This window comes from Photobacterium arenosum, assembly GCF_014841115.1.
GTDB classification, from domain to species: Bacteria; Pseudomonadota; Gammaproteobacteria; order Enterobacterales; family Vibrionaceae; genus Photobacterium; species Photobacterium arenosum.
Map to the genome: position 1 here is coordinate 96,261 of NZ_JACYTP010000004.1, position 24,065 is coordinate 120,325.

Annotated in this window: 19 protein-coding genes; 12 read left to right on the forward strand and 7 right to left on the reverse strand. The window is 53.1% G+C overall.

Going from position 1 to position 24,065, the window contains the following annotated elements:
- Nucleotides 1-3: 3 nt before the first annotated feature.
- From IFO68_RS08235 to IFO68_RS08245, 3 genes are all read right to left on the reverse strand, one after another.
- Nucleotides 4-579, reverse strand: coding sequence for a TIGR04211 family SH3 domain-containing protein (locus IFO68_RS08235; protein WP_237028859.1), 576 nt, complete (start codon nucleotides 577-579; stop codon nucleotides 4-6).
- A gap of 192 nt (nucleotides 580-771) precedes the next feature.
- On the reverse strand, nucleotides 772-2,040 hold the full coding sequence (locus IFO68_RS08240; RefSeq protein ID WP_192015458.1) for an inorganic phosphate transporter: 1,269 nt from the start codon (nucleotides 2,038-2,040) through the stop codon (nucleotides 772-774).
- A 30-nt stretch (nucleotides 2,041-2,070) separates the two neighbouring features.
- Nucleotides 2,071-2,751 carry a TIGR00153 family protein gene (locus tag IFO68_RS08245; protein WP_192015459.1) on the reverse strand — a complete coding sequence of 227 codons (681 nt, stop codon included), beginning with the start codon at nucleotides 2,749-2,751 and terminating at the stop codon, nucleotides 2,071-2,073.
- Nucleotides 2,752-3,202: 451 nt separating this feature from the next.
- Here IFO68_RS08245 and IFO68_RS08250 point away from each other — a divergent pair, with 451 nt between their 5' ends.
- A complete protein-coding gene (locus tag IFO68_RS08250) occupies nucleotides 3,203-4,720 on the forward strand; it encodes a CYTH and CHAD domain-containing protein (RefSeq protein WP_192015460.1) in 1,518 nt (505 codons plus the stop codon).
- Nucleotides 4,721-4,814: 94 nt separating this feature from the next.
- Here the strand turns inward: IFO68_RS08250 and IFO68_RS08255 are convergent, their stop codons facing one another.
- Entirely contained in the window at nucleotides 4,815-5,603 is a 789-nt protein-coding gene (locus IFO68_RS08255) for a potassium channel family protein (protein ID WP_192015673.1), read from the reverse strand.
- 238 nt (nucleotides 5,604-5,841) lie between these two features.
- On the opposite strand from IFO68_RS08255, the gene IFO68_RS08260 reads away from it, so the two are divergent.
- The 3 genes from IFO68_RS08260 (at nucleotide 5,842) to hldE (ending at nucleotide 11,997) form a co-directional block, all read left to right on the forward strand.
- The gene (locus IFO68_RS08260; protein WP_192015461.1) at nucleotides 5,842-7,440 is read left to right on the forward strand and encodes a methyl-accepting chemotaxis protein; all 1,599 of its coding nucleotides are present in this window, start codon (nucleotides 5,842-5,844) and stop codon (nucleotides 7,438-7,440) included.
- A gap of 170 nt (nucleotides 7,441-7,610) precedes the next feature.
- Nucleotides 7,611-10,481, forward strand: coding sequence for a bifunctional [glutamate--ammonia ligase]-adenylyl-L-tyrosine phosphorylase/[glutamate--ammonia-ligase] adenylyltransferase (gene glnE, locus IFO68_RS08265; RefSeq protein ID WP_192015462.1), 2,871 nt, complete (start codon nucleotides 7,611-7,613; stop codon nucleotides 10,479-10,481).
- A gap of 85 nt (nucleotides 10,482-10,566) precedes the next feature.
- Nucleotides 10,567-11,997: a bifunctional D-glycero-beta-D-manno-heptose-7-phosphate kinase/D-glycero-beta-D-manno-heptose 1-phosphate adenylyltransferase HldE gene (gene hldE / locus IFO68_RS08270; protein WP_192015463.1), complete on the forward strand. Its 1,431-nt coding sequence runs from the start codon at nucleotides 10,567-10,569 to the stop codon at nucleotides 11,995-11,997.
- Nucleotides 11,998-12,224: 227 nt separating this feature from the next.
- Here hldE and tolC read toward each other — a convergent pair whose 3' ends face one another.
- Entirely contained in the window at nucleotides 12,225-13,517 is a 1,293-nt protein-coding gene (gene tolC, locus IFO68_RS08275; RefSeq protein ID WP_192015464.1) for an outer membrane channel protein TolC, read from the reverse strand.
- A 419-nt stretch (nucleotides 13,518-13,936) separates the two neighbouring features.
- Here tolC and nudF point away from each other — a divergent pair, with 419 nt between their 5' ends.
- The 8 genes from nudF (at nucleotide 13,937) to idi (ending at nucleotide 22,312) form a co-directional block, all read left to right on the forward strand.
- Complete coding sequence (nudF, locus tag IFO68_RS08280; RefSeq protein ID WP_225445134.1) at nucleotides 13,937-14,581, forward strand: ADP-ribose diphosphatase; 645 nt, start codon at nucleotides 13,937-13,939, stop codon at nucleotides 14,579-14,581.
- Entirely contained in the window at nucleotides 14,578-15,006 is a 429-nt protein-coding gene (locus tag IFO68_RS08285) for a DUF1249 family protein (protein ID WP_192015466.1), read from the forward strand. The genes nudF and IFO68_RS08285 overlap by 4 nt, the downstream gene beginning before the upstream one ends.
- A gap of 28 nt (nucleotides 15,007-15,034) precedes the next feature.
- The gene (cpdA, locus tag IFO68_RS08290; RefSeq protein WP_192015467.1) at nucleotides 15,035-15,859 is read left to right on the forward strand and encodes a 3',5'-cyclic-AMP phosphodiesterase; all 825 of its coding nucleotides are present in this window, start codon (nucleotides 15,035-15,037) and stop codon (nucleotides 15,857-15,859) included.
- Nucleotides 15,859-16,437, forward strand: a complete 579-nt coding sequence (gene yqiA / locus IFO68_RS08295; RefSeq protein WP_192015468.1) for an esterase YqiA — start codon at nucleotides 15,859-15,861, stop codon at nucleotides 16,435-16,437. Before cpdA ends, yqiA begins: the two co-directional genes overlap by 1 nt.
- Nucleotides 16,438-16,557: 120 nt before the next feature.
- The gene (gene parE / locus IFO68_RS08300) at nucleotides 16,558-18,447 is read left to right on the forward strand and encodes a DNA topoisomerase IV subunit B (protein ID WP_192015469.1); all 1,890 of its coding nucleotides are present in this window, start codon (nucleotides 16,558-16,560) and stop codon (nucleotides 18,445-18,447) included.
- A gap of 71 nt (nucleotides 18,448-18,518) precedes the next feature.
- Entirely contained in the window at nucleotides 18,519-20,783 is a 2,265-nt protein-coding gene (parC, locus tag IFO68_RS08305; RefSeq protein WP_192015470.1) for a DNA topoisomerase IV subunit A, read from the forward strand.
- Nucleotides 20,784-20,954: 171 nt separating this feature from the next.
- On the forward strand, nucleotides 20,955-21,680 hold the full coding sequence (locus IFO68_RS08310) for a 1-acylglycerol-3-phosphate O-acyltransferase (protein ID WP_192015471.1): 726 nt from the start codon (nucleotides 20,955-20,957) through the stop codon (nucleotides 21,678-21,680).
- 98 nt (nucleotides 21,681-21,778) lie between these two features.
- Nucleotides 21,779-22,312 (forward strand): isopentenyl-diphosphate Delta-isomerase, encoded by a 534-nt coding sequence (gene idi / locus IFO68_RS08315; RefSeq protein WP_192015472.1) that lies wholly within the window; start codon nucleotides 21,779-21,781, stop codon nucleotides 22,310-22,312.
- A 55-nt stretch (nucleotides 22,313-22,367) separates the two neighbouring features.
- Here idi and IFO68_RS08320 read toward each other — a convergent pair whose 3' ends face one another.
- Entirely contained in the window at nucleotides 22,368-22,757 is a 390-nt protein-coding gene (locus IFO68_RS08320) for a Rid family detoxifying hydrolase (RefSeq protein WP_192015473.1), read from the reverse strand.
- A gap of 79 nt (nucleotides 22,758-22,836) precedes the next feature.
- Nucleotides 22,837-23,820, reverse strand: a complete 984-nt coding sequence (locus tag IFO68_RS08325) for a S1 family peptidase (protein ID WP_192015474.1) — start codon at nucleotides 23,818-23,820, stop codon at nucleotides 22,837-22,839.
- Nucleotides 23,821-24,065 lie beyond the last annotated feature (245 nt).

Below are 24,065 nucleotides of genomic sequence, written 5' to 3' on the forward strand. Positions count from 1 at the left end.
CCATCAGGCCCAGCCATTATTACGCTTCTTGCGGCGTGGGATCAGGTGCGGCAGTACCAGACCAAACAGCAGTCCTCCGCCTGCGACCATGCCGCCGTAGGTAAACCATCTCATCAGCAGATCGTCTGCCTGGGTATCCAGTTTAGCGCGCAGTTCGCGGATTTCAGACTGGGAAGTCGACAGCTGATCATTCAGCTTGATGTTTCGCTCTTCCAGGTCGGTGATCTGCTCAGTGCGGTTCTCCAGTGATGACTGAAGAGTCGCATTGCGCTCATCGCTGGACTGCTTGGCGTTGGCCAGTGCTTTTTTCACTTCAGTCAGTTCTTTTTCTAATTTTGGCAGGCGTTCTTTCAGGCCAACCTGGTTAGAAATGAAATCACTCTTGACCCAGCCTGTGCGGCCACGGTCGTCAACCACCTTAGCGAAACCCGATTCTTTGTTGACTTCCAACAGGGTTACTTTTGTGCCAGCGTCTACGCTGCCCATAATTTTGAATTGCGTACTTGGCCCGCGATGCATGTAAGTAAACAGGTCATCGGAGATGTAACGCACCTGCTGAGCGTGTACCTGAGCTGTCATCAGAACGGTGATAGCGGCAAAAACTAAGCGGATAAGTTGCTTCACTCTGGGATCCTTGAAGGAGCTTGATTAATCGATGGAGCACAGATACTAAGAATTTTGCGGCGATGGCGCAAGAGGAGAGGGAGGCATAGCCTCCCTCTTTTGACCTTGTGCTACTTTTTTGTAAAGTTTACGGAAGACTGACAAAAATCAGCCAAAAGCCGCTTGCATTACATAGAAGAAAATGACTGCTAACAGGGCACCTGCTGGCAGGGTAACGATCCAAGACGCCACGATGTTACGAACAACACCCATGTTCAGGGCGGCAATACCGCGGGCAAAGCCTACACCCAGTACCGCACCTACCAGTGTTTGCGTGGTAGAGATAGGCAAACCTGTGCCCGACGCCAGTACGACGGTCGACGCGGTAGCCAGCTGTGCTGCAAAGCCGCGACTCGGTGTCAGCTCGGTAATGCCTGTACCCACAGTCGCCATGACTTTGTGACCCATGGTCGCCAGACCCACGACTATACCCAAACCACCCAGCGGCAGAATCCACCAGGCAATGGCGGTTTTCTCGGACAGCTCACCCATGTGTTCAACCGTCGATACCACAGCAGACAATGGGCCAATGGCGTTAGCCACATCGTTGGAGCCGTGTGCAAATGCCATCGCACAAGCGGTGACCACCATCAGCAGGCTGAATACGCGCTCAACGCCCGCATAGCCGTTATGGCCAACAGTCTGTTCGGCATCGGCATAGTTGCGACGGATATAGAGATAGCCAAATCCCATCACGATCAGTGAAACCGCGATCGAAGCCAGCCAGGCTTCACCTGTCGACAAGTGCAGGCCAACATGTTTCAGACCTTTCTTGATAGTCACCAGTGCGATGACCATAGTGGTAAGGAACATATAGACAGGGACAAAGCGCTTGGCGTTGATGAGCGGGGTATCGGTATCAAATATCAGCCTCTGTGCACTGATAAAGATGACATAGGCAAAGATACCTGAGATAAGTGGCGTAATAATCCAGCTGCCCACTATGCCCTGCACTGAGCCCCAATCAACGGCTTCCGTACCGACAGATACGCAGGCAAAACCTATGATGGCACCTATGATGGAGTGCGTAGTGGAGACAGGCCATCCCATGTAGGACGCCAGCAATAGCCATGAACCTGCCGCCAGCAACGATGCCATCATGCCGTAAACCAGTACTTCAGGCTGATTTACGTAGTAAGAGGTGTCAATTACCCCTTTACGTATGGTGTCTGTGACTTCGCCACCGGCCAGATAGGCGCCGGCAAATTCAAAGATCATGGCGATGATAATAGCCTGTTTGACTGTCAGCGCCTTGGAACCTACAGAGGTACCCATTGCGTTAGCCACATCATTGGCACCAATACCAATAGCCATTAGAAAGCCAAAGAGGGCCGCCACCATGATGATCATGGTGCCATAATTAGCCAGGATTTCCATTGTAAAACCTTGTTGTATTTACCTTGCTCGTTATGAGCGGGATAGCATGATTTCGAGTCGTGAACCGACACGCTGAGCCTGGTCGGCGATACCGCCAATCCATTCGAAGATCTTATACATAAACATCACATCGACTGGATTGTACTGGTCTTCGACCTTACGTAGTTGCTGGCGCAGGATAACCTGCATGCTGTCGGTATCATCTTCGATAACGTCAAGCTGATTGATCATTTCTGCTACCAGGGTAACTTCACGGCCCTTAAAGCCGGTTTCCAGCAGTTCATCCAGTTCATGGATGACACGGCTGGCCTGATTGGCAGCATCAAGGCAGCGTTGAACGTAGGCAAGAAAGTCTGGATAAAAGTGCTCAGGGATGTCTAACTGACGTCCGTAGACACGACCTGCAATATCTTTGGCCAGATTTGCGAGTTTGTCCTGCTGAGTGAGGAGATCCAGCATGTCAGTCCGGTCGACTGGCATGAAAAGACCACGAGGAAGCTTGAGACGGATTTCACGTTTGAGCACATCCGCATCTTTTTCAAGCTGCGAAATCTGTTCACGATACTGTCCGGCTTTTTCCCAATCTTTGGCGTGACACGCCTCGAAAAACGGAACAAGCAGTTCACAACATTCATTCACACGAGTGACATGGCGTTGCAATGGTTTGATTGGGGATTTAGCAAAGAGCCCCATAATTGTATTCACTGGCATAGCCGATCAACCTAAAGATACCTGTAATAAAGGCGAAATCTTGAGCGATGGATCAGAGCCTGTTGCCTTTGGAGTATCGACCCGAAAAGAGGCGAGTTCTATGCTTTAAAAAGGCAGGAATGGTATGGCGGAAAGAGAGCTAGAGAAAGAGGGTAACGTCACGAGCCAGAATTGTCCCCACCGCCCCATCAGGTTGAGGAGAACAAGCGCTTCTCTGCGTTACTCATCATTTATTTAGCGCACTAAACTCCATGATTCGTGCCTTGATTAGCGCTTTTTCAGCACTGGTTAGAGCAAATAGTCCAAAGGTCAACAGGCCCTATGGCGCGCATGTTAACGTATAACTTAGTACAGGGAAACACATTTTGTACGCCTATTTCTGGAGATTTCTTGCTTGCTACAGGCCGGATTAGCCAATATCCTTGGCTGGCTACCGTTTATAGGGACAATTATGGAAACCGAGATAGAACTGAAGTTTTTCGTCTCAGCGGATTTTTCGGGTCAGTTATTGCGGAAGATTGCTCAAGCCAAAATCTTGCAGCAAAGCAGTAAACGACTGGGTAACATTTACTTTGATACCCCTGAGCAAATTCTTCGTCAGCACGACATCGGCTTGCGGGTTCGCCGCATTGATGATGTTTATATTCAGACCCTTAAGACAGCCGGACGTGTTGTTGCAGGACTGCATCAGCGCCCCGAATACAATGCTGAACTCAACGGCCCGCAACCGGATTTAGCCTTACATCCGAGCGATGCCTGGCCTGAGCACTTTGATATTGCGGCTATTTCCAGCCAAATCTCGCCTTTATTCTCTACCGACTTTGAACGCCAGCAGTGGTTGATTGCTATGCCGGATGGTAGCCAGATCGAACTAGCATTCGATCAGGGTGAAGTGCGTGCCAATGACAGCAGTGAGCCGATATGCGAAGTGGAACTGGAGCTGAAATCCGGCCAGACCGATGCCTTGTTCACTCTGGCTCGCGAACTGTGTGAAGAAGGTGGCATGCGTCTGGGGAACCTGAGTAAAGCGGCAAGAGGCTATCGTCTTGCTGCCGGGCATCAGGGGGATGACGTGTTGCCTCTATCTTATGTGCCTCTTGCTGCGGATGTCTCATCAGAAAATGCGTTAGTGATTGCCATGGAGCATGCGCTGGCGCACTGGCATTATCACGAGCAGATCTATGTTGAGCGTCAGGCATTGCCGGCACTGACTGAGATCAGCCATTCGATTTCCCTGATCCGCCAGACCCTGGTGGTGTATGGCAGCATGATACCTCGCCGGGCCAGCGCGCAGCTTCGTCAGGAACTGACCTGGCTTGAAGGTGAGCTGATCTGGCTGCAAGAAGCGGACGCGATACAACGCTGGCTGGCCGAAAAAGGCCATGCGCTGAAAAAGCTCAATGCCAGAAAATCTCTGGTCAAACAGCTCAAAGAACGTCAGGAAGAACTGCCGGAGCCGGATGATATTCTGCGTCTGTTCAAATCGGCGCGTTACTGTAATTTGCTGCTTAACCTGAGCAGCTGGCTGCTGAGCCGCGGATGGCAACCTTTCCTGGACGAAAAAGCCAGAGAGCGGCTGGCGGCATCGGCGAAGTCATTTGCCGATTCGGCCTTGTCGAAAGCCTGGGAAGAGCTGGCAGAGGCCTTCAGTGAGAAGCGAGCGCTCAGCCGGGCAGATTATCTCGACCAGCAGGCAAGACTGCTGCGTAATCTGGTGGGCGGCCTGTGTTTTGCTTCTTTATATGAAGATGAGCGCCGCGAAGTGTTCCGCAGCCCGTGGCTGGATATTCTGCAGGGCATGGAAGACTTGCGTCAGCTTGAGCCGATTCGCTCCCTTCAGCCTGACTACGAAGATGAAGAAGATCGCAAGCAGATCGATAAATGGCTGCACCGCAAGGAAGACTCCCTGCTGCATGCGATGGATCAAAGCCGTCAGATAGGTCTGGCACAGCCGCCTTACTGGCCATAATCTTTATCCCATACGCCATTGCCGCCGTTAACGCCTTCTGACTCAGAAGGCGTTTTTTGTTGTTTCCCCTCAACCACTGCCTTTGGTGGCTGTGTTATTTTTCGTTTTCTTTTCCGCTGTGCTGAGTTGATTCAGTCAGGCGCTGCTCAAGATCATCAATACGCTTGAGCAGCAGATTCTGGTTATCAAGAATTTTGTCCCAGTGCTTTTGATCATGGTGGTGGATGGCGGGCTTGTGTCTGTCGGGGTCTGACACAAACGAGCTGATCAAACCTGCCACCATACCGAACAGGCCAACACCGCAGGTAATAATCACGGTTGCCAGTATTTTACCCAGTGTCGTCACCGGATAGTGATCCCCGTAGCCCACAGTGGAGATAGTGACAAAGACCCACCAGATAGCATCATCGGCCGAGTGAATATTGGCATTGGGATCGTGGCTTTCAATGATAAGGATCAAGGAGGAGCCGACGGTAACCAGTACAGTGAGAAGCAAAACAATAGTGGCTATGGTGGCTTCGCGCCGGTAATCCAGAATATGCTGCAAAAGCTGCTGGCCGGAGCGAATCAGACGTAACACCCGGAAGATCTGCACCAGGCGCATAAAGCGTAACGGCTCGATGATAGGTATGCTGGCAAGGTAATCGGGCCAGTGTGTTTTCAGGAAGGCTTTTTTGTTCTGGCTTCGCAGCAGATCACCGGTGAGCTGGAGCCAGAAAACCAGACAGATTAGCGTATCTATGGTGATAAACAGTGAATAGACCCTGTCTTCACGCGGAATAAAGAACAGGCTGGTGACCAGAGCCAGTGACACGAATGACAATACGAGTGCCACCAGACTCATGGGATTCAGTTCATGTTTGACACCATCGATCTTTTTCATCATTCAATTTCAGATATTTAATACAGACATATATGATACTTGGTACCGCTGGCAAGTTGAATTTACTGGTGTTGTTGAGTCAATTGCAAGCCTGTTCTGAGCGCAGACGGCGTTTTTGTCAGTTTGCAGACAACTTATTCAATACTGGCTCCTTGCAGCCAGGCCGATGATTCGAAGCGTTCGAGGACTGAACCGCTTTAGGATCAACAGATCCTAGGACAAAGGAGAGATAATAATTATGGCTGACATGGCTTTCAAACCCTGGGAAAAAGGGCTGAGTAATATCAGGTTAGTGCCCAAACTCATCGTACTGATGGTATTCAGTACCTTATTACTGGTAGGGAAACAATTGTGGGACGCCAGTATTTTCTATCAGTCAGTCATTGATATTCAGAAAGAGCAAGTCAGAGAGCAGGCACAAAAACAAGCGGCTATGTTTAGCAGCCTCTTGTCTCAGGGGGAGCAGGGACAGGCGATGGCTCTGGCTGCGGTACAGGCGCAAAAAAGTGTGGACGGTGCGTATTACTATCTGGTTAACACAGAAAACGGCCGGGTGCTGGGTCATCCGGATGCTGAGCAGATCAAGGCGCTGAGCCGCTCTGCCGAAGATGGCCAGCCGCTCGGCACTGTGCTGTCTCAGTTAAGCAGTGAGCGCGCACTTACCCTGGACGGCGGCAAGCGATTTGAATTTGCCGTGCCTCTGGCCGGCAGCGCTCACTGGTTAGTGATCGCTTCACAGTCTGCCGATTATGCGGACAGTTACTACAGTGCCTATATGGTGCAGATAGCCTGGCAGACGGCCTTGATGATCCTGGCTTTTATGGTGTTGCTGTTAGGGGCTGCCAGCCTGATGCTGCGTCAGACCGGCTATCTGGCCGATGCCATTAAGCGTCTGGCCAACCGTGATCTTTCTCAGCCGATAGTGATGAACTGTCAGGATGAATACGGGGATTTGGCGCGCGAGCTGGAACGTACCCGCATTCAGCTCAAAGCGGTGATTCAGAATCAACGCAGCGTTTCGGGTGAACTGCATGAGCTGGCGGATGTGATGTCAATGAGCATGCAGGAAACCAAAGAGTCGGCGCAGGAAGAGTTTCATGAGATTGACCAGCTGGCTTCTGCCATGAGCGAAATGACCTCTACGGTGCAAACCGTGGCCGAGCATGCACGTGAAGCCTCCGGTGCCACCGAGGGGACGGCGAAACAGGCCCATCAGGGGCAGGAATTTGTGGTGAAAACGATCGCCACCATAGATCAGCTGTCCACCGATATCCGTGCCTCTGCTGAGGCCGTGACTCAGGTTGAAAGCCGGGTTGAAAAAATTGGCAGCGTGATTGTCACCATTCAGGGTATTTCCGAGCAAACTAACCTGCTGGCACTCAATGCCGCCATTGAAGCCGCACGGGCCGGTGATGCCGGACGAGGATTTGCCGTGGTGGCTGATGAAGTGCGTAACCTGGCGCAACGTACCCAGGTGGCCACTGTCGAAATTCAGGACATGATTGGTCAGCTGCAAGACAGTGCCAAGCAGGCTGTTGGTCTGATGGAGCAAAGTGTGGTTGAGGCCGCTGAAGGGGTGGATCTGGTGACCAGCGCAGGCGGGGAGCTGGATAAGATTGTCCAGCAGGTTCAGCGCATCAATGACATGAACTTCCAGATTGCGACTGCCTCTGAACAGCAAAGCGCGGTGGCGGAAGAGATGAACCAAAATCTGAATAATGTAAGGGAATTAGTGGAAGCTTCTGTGGTGGTAGTCACTGAACTGACAGAAACGGCGGATACGATGAAAGGCCAGTCAGCCGATTTGGAACAGAAAATTCAGGCCTTCCGCATCTGACAGATCCCAGACTGTTCTTCGCGCCATTTTTAGACTCACACGCCCACCGACAGGTGGCGTTGTTGTCGTAATCCGTTATCTTATTGCTTATACCTGAGAAACCTGACCAGGCTCGGGTGGTTGACTGCGATGCTGGGCGGACAGCCCCGACTGATTGCCAAGGAATTGATATGACACACGCACTCTTGCAACACGCTGCTGAACAGGCTCTGGAAAAGTTGCAGCAGGCTCACCCGAATGCATTGGCCCAGTGGCCATCGGATTTGAACGACGAACTGAGTGCCGTGCTCGGTCTCAGTGATTTCATACAGACCTCTCTGGTGCAGGATGGTGATTTACTGTCCTGGCTGCCCCAAGCCCTGACTGTCGGGGAGCGCGCCGAGCAATACCGTTCTGAGCTCAGGGAAGCCCTGTCAGCAGTGGTTGACGAAACCGTGTTGTTAAGGGAGCTGCGCGCCTTTCGTCGCCGTGAAATGGTGTGGATTGCCTGGCGCGATTTTACCGGCCGCGCCACCCTGAGCCAAAGCTTGTCGCACCTGTCCTGCCTTGCCGAAGCGCTGATCATGGAAGCTTATAACTGGCTTTACGCGCAGTGTTGCCAAGAATATGGCACCCCAGTCAATGCTGACGGTGAGCCCCAGCCTATGCTGATCCTGGGCATGGGTAAACTGGGTGGCGGTGAGCTGAATTTCTCTTCAGATATCGATTTGATTTTTACTTATCCGGAAAACGGCGAAACTCAGGGCGGACGGCGCAGCATTGCCAACGCCCAGTTTTTTACCCGTCTGGGACAAAGACTGATCAAGGCGCTGGATCAACAGACAGTTGACGGCTTTTGCTATCGGGTCGACATGCGTCTGCGTCCGTTTGGCGACAGTGGCCCTCTGGTCATGAGCTACGCCGCACTGGAAGATTACTATCAGGAACAGGGCAGGGAGTGGGAACGATACGCCATGATCAAAGCCAAAGTCATGGGTAACGAAAGCGCTGGCCATTATCAGGCTCTGCGGCAGATGCTGCGTCCTTTTGTCTTTCGCCGCTATATTGATTTCAGTGCGATACAGTCACTGCGCCGGATGAAATCCATGATCAGCTCAGAGGTTCGCCGTCGCGGTCTGAGCAATAACATCAAACTCGGCGCGGGCGGGATCCGCGAAGTCGAATTTATCGCACAATCCTTCCAGTTAATCCGTGGCGGGCGAGAGCCCAGCCTGCGGCACCGTGGCCTGCGGGAAACGCTGGATGCCGTCAATGCTCTGGGGTTATTGCCGGCAGAGCAGGTACAGCATCTGGAGCAGGGGTATGCTTTTTTGCGCCGTCTGGAAAACCTGTTACAGGCCATCAATGACAAACAGACGCAGACGCTGCCGGATACCGAGCTGGACAGAATACGGCTCGCCACCGCGATGGGATGCGCCGACTGGCACGGACTGCAACAGCAGATTCAGCAGCACATGGCTGAGATCCATCAAGTGTTCGACGAGATTATCGGGGCCGATGAGGAAGACAGTCATGACGCCGCGGCGCAGCCTTATCATGAAATGTGGACCATGATTGAGGATGAAGAACTGGTAACAGCGATTCTGAATGATGTGGCCGCCCCGGATGCCGCCCGTCAGGCTGAAGTGCTGAGCCATATGAAAGCGGAGCTGGCCAAGCGCACTATAGGGCCGAGAGGCCGTGAAGTACTGGCCCGCCTGATGCCCGAAGTGCTGGTGCGTATTGTCACCCGTGCAGATGCACCTGTGGTGCTGGATCGTGTCTCCCGCCTGATTGTCCGCATTGCCACCCGGACCACCTATCTGGAATTGCTGAGCGAACATCCCGGCGCGCTGGATCACCTGGTTAGGCTCTGTGCGGCCAGCTCTATGGTGGCAGAGCAGCTGGCTCAGTATCCCATTCTACTCGATGAATTACTCGATCCTCAGCACTTGTACAATCCTGTGCCTCTGGATCAGTACCAGTCTGAGTTGCAAGAGTACCTGGCACGAATCCCGGAAGAAGACATGGAGCAGCAGATGGAAGCCATCCGCCAGTTTAAGCAGGCGCAGTTACTGCGTATTGCGGCGGCGGACATTGCTGATGTGCTGCCTCTGATGAAAGTCAGTGATCACCTGACCTATCTGGCGGAAGCGATTATCGCTGCTGTAGTCAAGCAGGCCTGGTTACAGATGGTGGCTAAGTATGGTGAGCCGTCACATCTGGCTGAGCGTAACAGTACCGGTTTTGGTGTGATCGGCTACGGCAAGCTGGGGGGGCTGGAGCTGGGCTACGGTTCCGATCTGGATCTGGTCTTCCTGCATGACTGCCCGACAGAGGTGTACACCAATGGCGATAAAGCCATTGACGGTCGTCAGTTCTACCTGCGGCTGACGCAGAGAATCGTCCACTTGTTCTCTACCCGTACCTCATCCGGCGTCTTGTATGAGGTTGATGTCCGTTTGCGTCCGTCTGGCGCATCCGGGTTGCTGGTCAGCCCGCTGGACGCCTTTGCGGCCTATCAGGCACAGGAAGCCTGGACCTGGGAGCATCAGGCGCTGGTGCGTGCGCGTATAGTGTATGGCGATCCGGTACTCAGGGCCGGTTTTGATCAGGTCAGAGCCGACATATTATCACGCCCGCGTGACGCCGGTGCGCTGCGTCAGGAGGTGATGGAGATGCGCGAGAAAATGCGCCAGCACCTCGGCACGAAAAAACCGGGGCAGTTTGGCCTGAAACAGGATCCCGGCGGCATTACGGACATTGAATTTATTACTCAGTATCTGGTGTTACGCCATTGCGCCGGTCAGCCGGCATTAACCCGCTGGTCCGATAATATTCGCTTGTTTGAAACCATGGCAGCCAAAGGGGTACTGGAAGAGGAGCAGGTGATGGCGCTGATTCAGGCATATTGCACGCTGCGTGATGAAATTCACCGCCTGAATTTGCTCGGTCACGATGCCTATGTCGATGACAGCCAGTTTACGGCAGAGCGACACCTGGTGACACAACTGTGGCAAACCATTTTTCGGCCAGAACCCAACGCAGCCCCTGAGTGTTAACCCGATGCCAGTGACATGCCCTGCCTGTATGCAGTACAGGCTTTTATGATAATATTCCGCTGTTTTTACCGTTCCGGAGAGAAGAATGAAACTGACACTGCCTGATTATGACCAAGCCAGTGTGCTGGTTGTGGGTGATGTAATGCTGGACCGCTACTGGACTGGCCCGACTGGACGGATTTCCCCGGAAGCGCCGGTACCCGTTGTGAAAGTGGACCAGATTGAAGAGCGTCCCGGCGGTGCTGCCAACGTAGCCATGAATATTGCCGCCCTGGGCGGGCACGCTCGCCTGGTTGGCCTGACAGGCATTGATGATGCTGCGCGGGCGCTCAATGAAAAGTTGGCATCGCTCAAAGTGCGTTGTGATTTTGTCTCCCTGCCGGATTATCCCACCATCACTAAGCTGCGCGTGATGAGCCGCGGGCAGCAACTGATCCGCCTGGATTTTGAAGAAGGTTTCCACGATGTGGATGTCGACCTGATTCTGCCACGGCTTGAACAGGCGTTGCCGAACGTGAAAGCAATGATACTGTCCGATTATGCCAAAGGGGCGCTGGAACATGTCCGCGCAATGATCGAACTGGGACGCCGCTTCGGTGTGGCAGTGCTGATCGACCCGAAAGGGACAGATTTCGAGCGTTATCGCGGCGCGACTATGTTAACGCCCAACCTGACTGAATTCGAAGCGGTTGCCGGTAAAGCGAAAACCGATGAAGAGCTGGTGGAAAAAGGGCTGGCGTTGATCGAGAAATTTGATCTGGAGGCCTTGCTGATCACGCGTAGCGAGCATGGTATGACCTTGCTGCAGAAAGGCCAGGAGCCGCTGCACATGCCTACACAGGCTAAAGAGGTGTACGATGTCACCGGTGCCGGCGATACAGTGATTTCGGTACTGGCAGCTTCGCTGTCGGCCGGTAAATCCCTGTCTGATGCCTGCAAGCTGGCCAATGCCGCCGCTGGCGTAGTGGTTGGTAAACTGGGTACTTCAACCCTGTCGACTATTGAGCTGACCAATGCGGTGCATGGCAGCCAGGACAGTGGTTTTGGGGTGATGGCCGAAAGCCAGCTTAAACAAGCGGTACTGGCGGCCAAGGCCCGTGGCGAAAAAGTGGTGATGACCAATGGTTGCTTTGACATCCTGCATGCCGGGCACGTGGCTTATCTGAATGAAGCCGCCAAGTTGGGTGATCGCCTGATTGTAGCGGTGAATGCCGACAGTTCAGTGCGGGCTCTGAAAGGGGCGGGACGTCCGGTGAACCCTGAAGATCGCCGTATGGCCGTACTGGCCGGTCTGGCTGCGGTAGACTGGGTCGTGCCGTTCAAAGAAGATACGCCTCAGCGCCTGATCAGCGAGATCCTGCCGGATCTGCTGGTGAAAGGCGGTGATTATAAACCTGAGCAAATTGCCGGTGGCCAGGAAGTGATTGCCAACGGCGGTGCAGTACGTGTACTGAACTTTGAAGACGGCTGTTCAACCACAGAAATTATCGAAGCGATTCGCGGCGGTAAAGGCTGACAGGCTGTTCGGTGCAGGCCGCAGCACAGCGATTGAGTGTCTGCGGCCACTGTGACTGAGGCCATTGTTACCAAGACCACAGTTACCAAGGCCACAGTTACTGAGGCCACAGCTACCGAGGCGATGGCACTGAAACTATGGCTACAGAGTGAGCTGAACCTACAAAAAAAGCGCCATTGCAGGCGCTTTTTTTGTTTCAGGGCATAATTGCGTCTTTTTTTGCGATCTTATTTTTTGACCGGGATAAGACCTGTGTTGACATCCAGAATGTCCTGCTCATTGAGCGAACCGACAGCCTGCTTGAGCTGCAACTGGCTGATAATGTAATCGTAGCGGGCAGTAGCCAGCTGACGGTTGGCATCATACAAACGGCGGGTTGCGTCCAGAACGTCAACAATAGTACGGGTACCGACATCAAAACCGGCTTCGGTGGCTTCCAGTGCTGAACGGGCCGAGATCACCGACTGCTGGTAAGCCTTCAGAGCGCCAATAGATGCGTTGATGTTGTTATAGAAAGCCCGCACATTCTTGACTACGCCGCGGTAGGTTTCTTCCAGAGTCTCACTGGAGGAGACGTAAGCGTATTGGGCTTGTTTCACTTCAGAGGTTACCCGACCACCCGTGTAAACCGGCAGATTCAGGTTAATGCCTGCAGAAATGGTTCCTTCATCGCTGCTCAGGCCTTGCTGCATGTCGTTGTAGCTGTAGCCGGCATCAAAGCTCAGTGTTGGCAAATGCCCTGACTCAGCCAGTGCAATACGGTCGCGCGAGACGTCCTGAGCAATACGGGCACTTAGCAGTGTCAGGTTTTCGCTTTCTGCGTTTTCAAGCAGGGTGCGAACAGTATTGTTCGGGCTGCTGGCGGAGAAGCGCTGGGTATCCAGGACAGAAAGATCTTTATGCGCCTGACCCGTGATTTCACGCAGTTCTTCATAGCTGTTGGTCAGGGCGTTTTCTTTCAGGATTTCATCAGCCAGAACGCTGTCATACTGAGCCTGTGCATCGTGTACGTCAGTGATGGCAGACAAGCCGACTTCAAAGCGCTGTTTGGTCTGCTCCAGCTGACGGCCAACGGCCGCTTTTTCGGCACGTACGAACTCTAAATCGTCCATTGCACGTAATACTGAGAAGTAGGCGGTGGATACACGCAAAATCAGGTTTTGCTGAGCCACGGCATAGCTGGCATCGCTTTGACGGGCTTGTTTTTCGCTGATATCAAGGTTGACCCAGCTGGCGCGATTATACAGCGACTGACTCAGACTCAGACCGCCGTTAAATCCTTCATCATCGATGTCCAGGCGGGAGGCCTGCAATCCGGCAGTCAGATTGATTTGAGGCAATAGCGTACTGCGGGATGAATTAATCGCTTCGAAAGCGGTATCTTTATCAGCCGCGGCCCGTAGCAGCTGAGGGTCGTTCTGTTTGGCTTGTTCATAGATATCGGCAAGATCGTCAGCCATGGCAAATGGGCTGAGGCTACCCAGTGCTAAGCCTAGATAAAGCGGAAGCAATTTTTTCATGAATGCTTTTTCCTGGTCCTGACAAAATAATGTGCAATGTTCAGTTTACCTGATGATAGCTTGCTTGAAACTGATCAATTGTGATTTTTTTGTGCAAATTTAACAAAAGAACATGCTGTTTATTGAAGGAAATTGCAATCTTTTTGTACAGGTGTCGCAACGGTAGTGGTTGATTCCCATCATTGACCAGCAAAAATTTACTTGTAAGAAAGTAATATTGTACCAGTTTAACATTAGTCGCCAGATCACGGGTGTTCATTTTTGAGTTGAGTTAAATATAACTGCAACATTTATTAAAAAAGTTGAGCTCAGCCATTGCGTCATAATAGCGATGAATGAAAAAATGCCGTTTTGGTTTACTGTGGCCCCAAGTGAGCCTGAGCGATAATTGTGAAAGGCCCATGACATGGAGATTACCGATGTCTGACTCGTCCAGAAATAACCCGGGAGCGCTCGGCGCGATGGATGTCGAAGTGGAGCATGAAGAAACGCTTTATCAGGGTTTCTTCAGCCTGAAAGCATTCCGTTTTCGCCATCGCTTGTTTGCCGGCGGCTGGAGCCAGACTCTGACCCGTGAACTGCTGGAGCGTGGCCATGCGGCGGCCTTGCTGCCGTACGATCCTGTGCGTGATCAGGTGGTACTGGTGGAGCAGTTCCGAATTGGCGCCCTGGCTGGCGATTGCCAGCCCTGGCAACTGGAAATTGTGGCTGGAATCATTGAGCCTGGCGAAAACGCGGAAGAGGTGGTCAGCCGGGAAGCGGTGGAAGAAGCGGGCATCCAGGTAGATCAACTTGCCCATATTACCCGCTATCTGTCTAGCTCAGGCGGGTGCTCGGAAACCCTGAGTGTCTATGCCGGTTGTGTCGATAGCCGCCTGGCAGCCGGTATTCACGGGCTTGAAGACGAAGGTGAGGATATCAAGGTGCATGTGGTCAGCCGTGAAGAAGCGTATGATTGGGTGGTGTCTGGTAAAATAGAAAATGCGGCCAGCATCATTGCGCTACAATGGTTGCAATTACACTATCACCAACTGCAGGCCGATTGGGTTAAGGACAAGTTGTGAACAGAAGGTACACGGTCGATCTCGCGGGTATCATGCGTTTATATGAAACCAACTATGCGAAGTTGCTTCCATTACTGCCAAAAAGTGAAGCGGTAGGGGAGGAGTGTGCCTATCAGGTCGGCGGCCATGATTATAAGCTCAGGATATTGGAATCAACCCGCTACACCACGCTGATTCAGCTGCAAATGGAAACCGATACAGGCTTGCCTGAATACCTGGTACCCACCTTTAAAGTGCGGCTTTATCATGACGCCAGGGTGGCAGAAGTGTGTTCTATTCAGCAGATTTCACGTTTGAAGCCAAGGTATGATTACCCCAATATGCGGATGCACCAAAAAGATGAAAAACATCAGGTTAATCGCTTTTTGGGAGATTGGCTGGCTTACTGCCTGAAGAACGGTCTCAGTAAGCAATCGGTTTATTAACGATTTCATTCAACAAGGTTTTGACGTTTTGCAGACCTATTCTCTGCCGCAGGATAATTCAGATAGTGTACTTTTGCTGCAACTGACCGACACCCATTTGTTTGCGGATGCCAAGGGCAGCCTGCTGGGCGTGGCAACAAAAGACAGCTTTCATGCCGTACTCGACGAAGTGGCGGCTCAGCTACGCCCGTTTCACGCCATTATTGCAACGGGTGATATCTCGCAGGATCACACACCAGCCTCTTATCAGCGCTTTGCCGATGGGATCGGACGCTGGGTGCAACCCTGTTTCTGGCTGCCCGGTAACCACGACTATCAACCCAGCATGAAAAGCGTGCTGCCCTCACCGCAGATCAAGGCCTGTGATCAGGTACTGGCCGGTGAGCGCTGGCAGGTGATTCTGCTCGACAGTCAGGTGGTGGGCGTACCACACGGTGAATTAAGCCAGGCGCAGCTTCAGATGCTTGATCAGGCTCTGGCTGCCCACCCGGACCGCCATGCACTGGTGCTGCTGCACCATCATCCACTGGCTGCCGGCAGCCGCTGGCTGGATCAGCATCAGCTGAAAAATCATCAGGCCTTTTGGCAAGTGGTCTCTGAGTATCCTCAGGTGAAAGCCGTATTATGCGGACATATCCATCAGGAACTGGATGTGCTGCATCAGGGAGTTCGGGTGTTGGCCACGCCGTCGACCTGTATTCAGTTTAAACCTGACTCCAATGATTTTGCTCTGGATCAGTCCAACCCCGGATGGCGTTGGCTGAGTCTGCAAGCGAACGGCGACATTGATACCAAAGTCGAACGGGTGCGCCAGCGCACCTTCTCGCCCCAGTTTGACGCCGCAGGTTACTGATGGAATCTTTACTGCTTTATCTGCACGGTTTTAATAGCTCGCCGCAATCGATGAAAGCCCGGCTCATGGCACAATACTGCCAGGCGAACCGGCCTGATATCCGGCTCGAGATCCCACAATTACCGTCTTACCCGAGCCAGGCGGCGCACGCTATTGATACATTAGTGACTGACTTAAAGTCGGCGTATCGCATTGGCCTGGTCGGCAGCTCGCTGGGCGGCTATCTGGCCACCTGGCTGAGCCAGCGGCATCATTTGCCTGCTGTGCTGGTCAATCCGGCCGTGAAGCCTTTTGAGCTGCTGACAGATTATCTGGGAGAGCAGGTAAATCCGTATACGCAAGAGAAGTACGCTTTGTCGCCGCCTCATATGGATGAGCTGAAGGTGCTGGAGATTCCAGAGCTGAATCAGCCGGATTTACTGTGGTTGTTGCAGCAGGAAGGTGATGAAGTGCTGGACTACCGTCAGGCGGTGGAAAAGTATGCAGCCTGTCGTCAGACGGTAGAACCGAACGGCGATCACAGTTTCATTGGATTTAATCGTTATCCCGCCGATATTGTCCGCTTTTTAGGTTTATAACTGTTTCGCAGCGTGCTTTCGGGCATGGCATTGTTTATTGACTCGTATTAGCCTCAGCTTGACATCAAGGCTGAGGTTACTGACTATTGTGGCAACATTTTCTCGTAACTTTCCGAATCTATGACAGACCAAAGCTATAACGCTGGAGCCATTGAGGTTCTGAACGGCCTAGAGCCGGTTCGACGTCGCCCTGGCATGTATACCGACACGGCGCGGCCAAACCACCTGGGTCAGGAAGTCATCGACAACAGTGTCGATGAAGCCCTGGCTGGCCATGCCAGGAAAGTCGAAGTGATCCTGCACGATGATCAATCGCTTGAGGTGATTGATGACGGCCGGGGTATGCCTGTGGATATTCACCCGGAAGAAGGGGTATCCGGGGTCGAGCTGATCCTGTGTAAACTCCACGCAGGCGGCAAATTCTCCAATAAAAACTATCAATTCTCAGGCGGTTTACACGGGGTCGGTATCTCCGTAGTGAATGCACTCTCTAAGCGCGTCGAAGTCACGGTCAAGCGTGACGGACAGGTGTATCAGATTGCTTTTGAAAACGGCGATAAAGTCAGTGAACTCGAAGTCATTGATACCTGTGGCCGCCGCGCCAAGGGGACGCGTGTTCATTTCTGGCCGGATGGTAAGTATTTCGACAGCCCGAAGTTTTCAGTCAGCCGCCTGAAAAGCGTGCTGAAAGCCAAGGCGGTATTGTGCCCTGGCCTGGAAATTGTATTCACTGACAAACTAGCCAACGAAACCCTACGCTGGTGCTACGAAGATGGCCTGAAAGATTACCTGTTTGAAGGTGTCAAGGGCTATACCCTGCTCCCTGAATCCCCCTTTACGGGTGTCTTTACCGGACAGACCGAAGCGGCAGACTGGGCCGTGGTCTGGTTGCCGGAAGGCGGTGAATTAATCACTGAAAGCTATGTGAACCTGATTCCAACAGCGCAGGGCGGTACGCATGTTAACGGCCTGCGTCAGGGCTTGCTGGATGCGATGCGGGAATTTTGTGAATTTCGTAATCTGCTGCCGCGCGGTGTGAAACTGACGGCTGAGGATATCTGGGAGCGCTGTGCCTATGTGCTGTCGGTGAAAATGCAGGATCCGCAGTTTGCCGGTCAGACCAAAGAACGCCTGTCATCCCGCCAGTGTGCGGCCTTTGTCTCGGGCGTGGTCAAAGATGCATTCAGCCTGTGGCTCAATGAGCGTCCGCAAATAGCCGAACAGCTGGCGGAATTATGTATTGCCAATGCCCATCGCCGGATGCGTGCCAGCAAGAAAGTGGTGCGTAAGAAAATCACCAGCGGGCCGGCATTACCGGGCAAACTGGCCGACTGTTCGATGCAGGATCTCAATAGAACCGAGCTTTTCCTGGTGGAAGGTGACTCAGCAGGCGGTTCCGCCAAACAGGCTCGTGATCGTGTGTTTCAGGCGATCATGCCGTTGCGCGGTAAGATTTTGAACACCTGGGAAGTGTCAGCGGATCAGGTACTGGCCTCACAGGAAGTCCATGATATTTCAGTGGCGCTGGGGATTGACCCGGACAGTGATGATCTGAGCGGCCTGCGCTACGGTAAGATTTGTGTGCTGGCCGACGCCGACTCGGATGGTCTGCATATCGCCACCTTGTTATGTGCGCTGTTCATGAAGCATTTTGAAGCCTTGGTGCGAGCCGGTCATGTGTATATCGCCATGCCGCCTTTGTACCGTATCGATCTGGGGAAAGAAGTGTATTACGCCCTGGACGAGGCGGAGAAAGAAGGCATTCTCGATCGCCTCAGCGGCAAACGCGGCAAAGTGAATGTGCAGCGCTTTAAAGGTCTGGGTGAGATGAACCCCTTACAGCTGCGTGAAACCACTATGGATCCCAATACGCGCCGTTTGGTGCAACTGACAGTGGATGATGACGAGCAGACTATCCTGATGATGGATATGCTGCTGGGTAAAAAGCGCGCTGAAGATCGCCGTAGCTGGCTGCAGAGTAAGGGTGATCTGGCCGACGTGGAAGTCTGAGCCTCGCCAATTGATGATTTCCGCCTGCCGGTCAGACTGGCAGGTATCAGGACAACACGGATTTAGCCACCATGACTGATGTCTCAATGGAAGGTATCGAGCAGCTGCCGCTGCGCAAGTTTACTGAAGATGCCTATCTGAATTACTCCATGTACGTAATCATGGACCGGGCCCTGCCGTTTATCGGCGATGGCCTGAAACCGGTACAACGCCGGATTATTTACGCTATGTCAGAGCTGGGCCTGAGCGCCACAGCCAAATATAAGAAATCGGCCCGTACTGTCGGTGACGTTCTGGGTAAATACCACCCGCACGGCGACTCGGCCTGCTACGAAGCCATGGTACTGATGGCGCAGCCCTTCTCATACCGCTACCCGCTGGTAGACGGTCAGGGGAACTGGGGTGCCCCGGATGATCCGAAATCGTTCGCTGCGATGCGTTACACCGAATCGCGTCTGTCCCGTTTTTCTGAAATCCTGCTGAGCGAGCTGGGCCAGGGCACGGTGGAATGGGGGCTGAACTTTGACGGCACCATGAAAGAGCCGACTATGCTGCCAGCCCGGCTGCCGCATATTTTACTCAATGGGGTGACAGGCATTGCCGTGGGTATGGCGACGGATATTCCGCCGCATAACGCCCGTGAAGTGGCCAATGCCGTGGTGCATCTGATTGAGCATCCGCAGGCGGATCTGGATGCCTTGATGGAATTCGTCAAAGGCCCGGATTACCCGACGGAAGCGGAAATCACCTCTTCCAGCGAGGATCTGAAAAGAATTTACCGTACCGGTAAAGGCAGCGTGAAGATGCGTGCTGTGTGGTCGAAGGACAACGGCGAAATCATTATCACCGCTCTGCCGCATCAGGTGTCCGGTTCTAAGTTGCTGGAGCAGATTGCCGGCATGATGCGCGCGAAGAAGCTGCCGCTGGTGGAAGACTTGCGTGATGAATCGGATCACGAGAACCCGACCCGCATTGTGATCGTACCGCGTTCAAACCGGATCGACGCCGAGCAGCTGATGGAGCACCTCTTTGCGTCGACAGATTTAGAAAAGAGTTTCCGGGTTAACCTCAACATGCTGGGGCTGGATGGCCGTCCTCAGGTGAAAGGTCTGGTAACTATCTTGTCAGAATGGCTGGTGTATCGCCGCGAAACCGTGCGCCGCCGTTTGCAGCACCGTCTGGATAAAGTGCTGGCGCGCCTGCACATTCTCGAAGGTTTACTGGCGGCTTATCTCAATATCGACGAAGTGATTGAGATTATCCGCACGGAAGACGATCCGAAAGCTGAGCTGATCAGCCGCTTCGGGCTGAGTGCGACGCAGGCCGAAGCCATTCTTGAGATCAAATTACGCCAGTTAGCCAAGCTGGAAGAGATCAAGATCCGCGGCGAGCAGGATGAGCTGAGCAAAGAGCGTGAGAAGCTGGAACTGCTGCTGGGCTCTGAACGACGCATGAACACTTTGCTGAAGAAAGAAATTCTGGCCGATGCCGAGACATACGGTGATGATCGCCGTTCGCCGCTGGTTGAGCGTGCTGAAGCCAAGGCGATGACTGAACGTGACTTGCTGCCCAGTGAAGCTATCACTGTGGTGCTGTCCGACAAAGGCTGGATCCGCCACGCCAAAGGGCATGAGGTGGATCCGAGCAGCCTGAACTTTAAGTCTGGCGACAGTTACCTGAGCCATGCCCGCGGTAAGAGTAACCAGCCTGCGATCTTTATTGGCAGCGATGGCCGCAGCTATGCGCTGGAGTCCCATACACTGCCCTCGGCGCGGAGTCAGGGTGAACCTGTGACCGGCCGTCTCAATATTACGGCCGGCAGCAGCGTGCGTCAGGTGCTGATGTCTGAAGAAGAGCAATACTGGCTGATGGCCTCTGATGCCGGTTATGGCTTTGTCTGCAAGGCCAGCGATATGATCTCCAAGAACCGCAATGGTAAGGCCTTGTTGTCCGTTCCGGCGGAATGTGAGGTGATGCCGCCCCAGCCGATCTCAGATCTGAGCAAAGATCAGGTGCTGGCGATTACTAATGAAGGCCGCATGCTGATCTTCCCGATTCAGGATCTGCCGCAACTGGGTAAAGGCAAGGGCAACAAGATTATCAACATTCCTTCGGCCAGAGCCAAAGCCAGGGAAGAGTTTCTGTCTCACTTGCTGGTCTTACCGGCAGGCAGCGAACTGACCCTGTACGCAGGGAAACGTAAGCTGGGCCTGAAAGTCTCGGATCTGGAGAATTTCTATGGTGAGCGCGGCAGAAGAGGCGCTATGCTGCCTCGCGGTCTGCAGCGGGTCACCAGTTATGAAATTGCTTATCCTGATCATAATCAAGACAGCTGATTGCCATTCACCGCAGCGTGTTAGACAAAATAAGCCTCGTTCAGAGGCTTATTTTATTTGCGCTTTACCGAACGGAAATGGCGTCAGGATCAAACAAAAAAGCCGTGATAAGGGTGTAATTTCCCTTTGACTGAGTATACTAGCGCACGCTTGTACGCTGAGGAGAATCTGATGATTGCTGTATTACGACTGTTGGCACTTACGCTGTTTGCCATCGTCATGTTTGTGTTTGGCTGTGGTTACTGCCTGTTAAGCCCGCGTAACCCGAAACACGTCCACACTATTGCGCTGTATTTCGCGAAAATGGCCCGCTTTCTGGGCATTAAACTGGAATTACGGGTTGCGGACGCCGCGCGGGAAGTGGGTCCGAGCGTGCATGTTGGCAATCATCAGAATAACTATGATCTGTTTACGATTTCAGGTGCTGTGCTGCCGCGTACAGTGACTGTCGGCAAGAAAAGCCTGCTGTGGATGCCGTTATTTGGTCAGTTATATTGGCTGACAGGCAACATTCTGATTGATCGCGCCAACCGCAGTAAAGCAATGGGGACTATCGGTCAGGTGGTGGCTAAAATTAAAGAGCGTAAGGTCTCGGTATGGATGTTCCCGGAAGGTACCCGCTCTCGTGGCCGGGGTTTGTTGCCTTTTAAAACCGGTGCTTTTCATGCTGCCATCGGGGCTGGTGTGCCTGTGGTGCCTATTGTGTGCAGCTCCACCGACAAGGTGAAGTTTAACCGTTGGAATAACGGCGTGGTAATTGTAGAAGTGATGCCGCCTGTCTCAACGGAAGGCATGACCAAAGAAGATGTCCGCGAGCTGTCAGAGCACTGTCGCAATCTGATGGCGGCTAAGCTGGATGATCTGAACGCCGAAGCGCAGGCCCGTTCAGCGAAATAACCGTCTCGGATCGCGTCGAATTATCAGGAAGGCAGGCCGTTAGGGCCTGTCTTTGTTTTCAGGGCAGTATGACCTTTTAGCCGTCAGAGGGGTGAGAGATGAGCCGGGAATATGTGATATTGGTGAATCAGGCTGGTGAGCACCTGGGCCTGGCGGAAAAAATGCAGGCTCACCGTGACGGCAGGCTGCATCTGGCGTTTTCCGTTCTGCTGTACCGCCAGACGGCGTCAGGTAAAGAATATCTGCTGCAACAGCGAGCATTAACTAAGTATCACAGCGGTGGTTTATGGACCAATACCTGCTGCTCGCATCCCCGCGACGGTGAGAGTCTGCAGCAGGCGGCAATACGCCGGCTGGGCGAGGAAATGGGGATACGCGAAGTGGCGCAGTTTGAACAGGTCGCCCGTTTTATTTACCGGGCTGAACTGGATAACGACCTGACAGAACACGAACTGGATTATGTTCTGGTGGCGGAAACTTCAGATCTGCACATAGTACCGAACCCGGAGGAGGTCATGGCCTGTCGCTGGTGGCCGCAAGCGGAGTTAACCGCTTGTCTGGACAGCCAGCCTGAACAGTTTACGGCCTGGTTCAGTCAGGTGTATCACAAGGTGCTGGCAGCACTTAAATAACAAAAAGACGGGCTTAACCCGTCTTTATTGGTACTGTGCACTATGCAGGGAAGCCTCAGGCTTTGCGTACCGCAATGGCTTCAATTTCTATTTTGACATCTTTTGGCAGACGAGCGACTTCCACACAAGAGCGCGCCGGGTAGGAAGCGTGGTTTTCATCAAAGAAACTGCCGTACACTTCATTGACTGTGCCAAAATCGTTCAGATCCTTCACAAATACCGTCATTTTCACGATATCCGCCACTTTCAGCCCTGAAGATTCGACGACCGCTTTGACGTTCTCCAGCGACTGGCGAGCCTGAGCGGCGATATCTTCCGGTACTTCTCCCGTTACCGGGTTAACCGGGATCTGGCCCGAGGTCAGAACCATGTTACCGAGATCAACACCCTGAACGTATGGGCCGATAGCGGCAGGTGCTTTGTCTGTGTGCAGTACTTGAGTCATGTTTGATCCTTTTTGGCTTCAACAGAAATGCTTACGGCCTCTAGTGTGCAATGCCTTGACGAACAGGTCAAAAGGTTTGCTAGCGGAACGTGGGATCATTGCTCAGGTTCTGGATGACCTCGGCCGGCGAACGGCTGGTATCGGGTTTCTCTTCCTGATAGATAGTCGCTGCACTGTGCTGCAGGGCAACATCATTACTGTTTTCATCCGGCGGCGGGAAGGAGCCGGACACTGGCGTTGCATAGCTGGTGAGCGGGGAGGCCGCTGCCGCATTGTGAGGGGCGACAAGCGGTGTCAGGCCGTTGCTGCTGTGATTCTGGTTATCGGGCAGACCCAGAGAATCGGGCACGTCTGTGCTGCGGTTGAGGCGATTGACATAAGGCGAGACCTGAGCGCTGGCCAGTGCCGGGCTGGCTGATACAGGGCGTATGCCCAGTTCCTGCAGCCAGTCAAAAATCAGTGTGGCAGGGACAAACTGGCTGTATCGTGCGGCCGGGCGCAGGTTGGCGAGATCTTCCGGGTTATCGACAATGGCAACCGTGATGCCGACGATTTCTCCGGCCTCATTGAACACAGGGCCACCGCTCATGCCAGACATCACAGGCGCATCGCTCAGGGAATACAGGCAATTATTGTTGGTATCTATCACATCCTGCAGGTACTTGCCTTTACCTTCAATGCTGTTTCCGAGCAGAGAGTGGCCCTGATGGACCACAGGCTGATCAGGAAAAATTAATCCCCAGGTGGGCACCTGGGCAGAGTCCGTGCGGATCAATGCCAGATCACACAGCGGGTGATAGATAACGTCACGGTTCCAGGAATAGCGCGCAACATGTTTGGCCGTGACCTGCAAATTCGGTGTGACAGGAACGGCTGAACCAAATCCGCCCAGCAAAATGGGCACCCCGATAATCACTTGCTGGTTGGCCATATTTTTTGGCGCATCAAAGACGTCACCGTTGGTCATGACACAACCAGACAGGATCAGACCGGCCAGAATGGCAGGCCGTACGGGTAACTGAGGCCAGAGATAACGATGACAAAACCGCGCACAGATATTCATGCTATGTACTCGTTGTTGGTCACACTTGCTCTTACAGAACGGGTTGATAACCGTTCTGTGCTGATTTCGGCTCAGCGCGGCACTTTGACTGTGAAAGGAGCCAAAAGTGGCACTTTCCCTGAGTCTAGAAACGGAATTAGCGAAACAATGTTGTTGAACTGAGAATGGCTGAACTGAGGCAGAAAAGGGGCGGGAAACTGAAAAGCCGGCTCAGGGCTGAGTCGGCTTTCTTATTTTTGTCACAG

Coding starts and splice junctions, on each gene's coding strand:
- IFO68_RS08255 (WP_192015673.1), bottom strand. CDS start 5,603: ATGAAAAAGATCGATGGTGTCAAACATGAACTGAATCCCATGAGTCTG.
- parC (WP_192015470.1), top strand. CDS start 18,519: ATGACTGATGTCTCAATGGAAGGTATCGAGCAGCTGCCGCTGCGCAAG.
- nudF (WP_225445134.1), top strand. CDS start 13,937: ATGTCTGACTCGTCCAGAAATAACCCGGGAGCGCTCGGCGCGATGGAT.
- IFO68_RS08260 (WP_192015461.1), top strand. CDS start 5,842: ATGGCTGACATGGCTTTCAAACCCTGGGAAAAAGGGCTGAGTAATATC.
- IFO68_RS08320 (WP_192015473.1), bottom strand. CDS start 22,757: ATGACTCAAGTACTGCACACAGACAAAGCACCTGCCGCTATCGGCCCA.
- IFO68_RS08245 (WP_192015459.1), bottom strand. CDS start 2,751: ATGCCAGTGAATACAATTATGGGGCTCTTTGCTAAATCCCCAATCAAA.
- idi (WP_192015472.1), top strand. CDS start 21,779: ATGAGCCGGGAATATGTGATATTGGTGAATCAGGCTGGTGAGCACCTG.
- yqiA (WP_192015468.1), top strand. CDS start 15,859: ATGGAATCTTTACTGCTTTATCTGCACGGTTTTAATAGCTCGCCGCAA.
- hldE (WP_192015463.1), top strand. CDS start 10,567: ATGAAACTGACACTGCCTGATTATGACCAAGCCAGTGTGCTGGTTGTG.
- IFO68_RS08325 (WP_192015474.1), bottom strand. CDS start 23,820: ATGAATATCTGTGCGCGGTTTTGTCATCGTTATCTCTGGCCTCAGTTA.
- IFO68_RS08310 (WP_192015471.1), top strand. CDS start 20,955: ATGATTGCTGTATTACGACTGTTGGCACTTACGCTGTTTGCCATCGTC.
- parE (WP_192015469.1), top strand. CDS start 16,558: ATGACAGACCAAAGCTATAACGCTGGAGCCATTGAGGTTCTGAACGGC.
- IFO68_RS08240 (WP_192015458.1), bottom strand. CDS start 2,040: ATGGAAATCCTGGCTAATTATGGCACCATGATCATCATGGTGGCGGCC.
- glnE (WP_192015462.1), top strand. CDS start 7,611: ATGACACACGCACTCTTGCAACACGCTGCTGAACAGGCTCTGGAAAAG.
- IFO68_RS08250 (WP_192015460.1), top strand. CDS start 3,203: ATGGAAACCGAGATAGAACTGAAGTTTTTCGTCTCAGCGGATTTTTCG.
- tolC (WP_192015464.1), bottom strand. CDS start 13,517: ATGAAAAAATTGCTTCCGCTTTATCTAGGCTTAGCACTGGGTAGCCTC.
- IFO68_RS08235 (WP_237028859.1), bottom strand. CDS start 579: ATGACAGCTCAGGTACACGCTCAGCAGGTGCGTTACATCTCCGATGAC.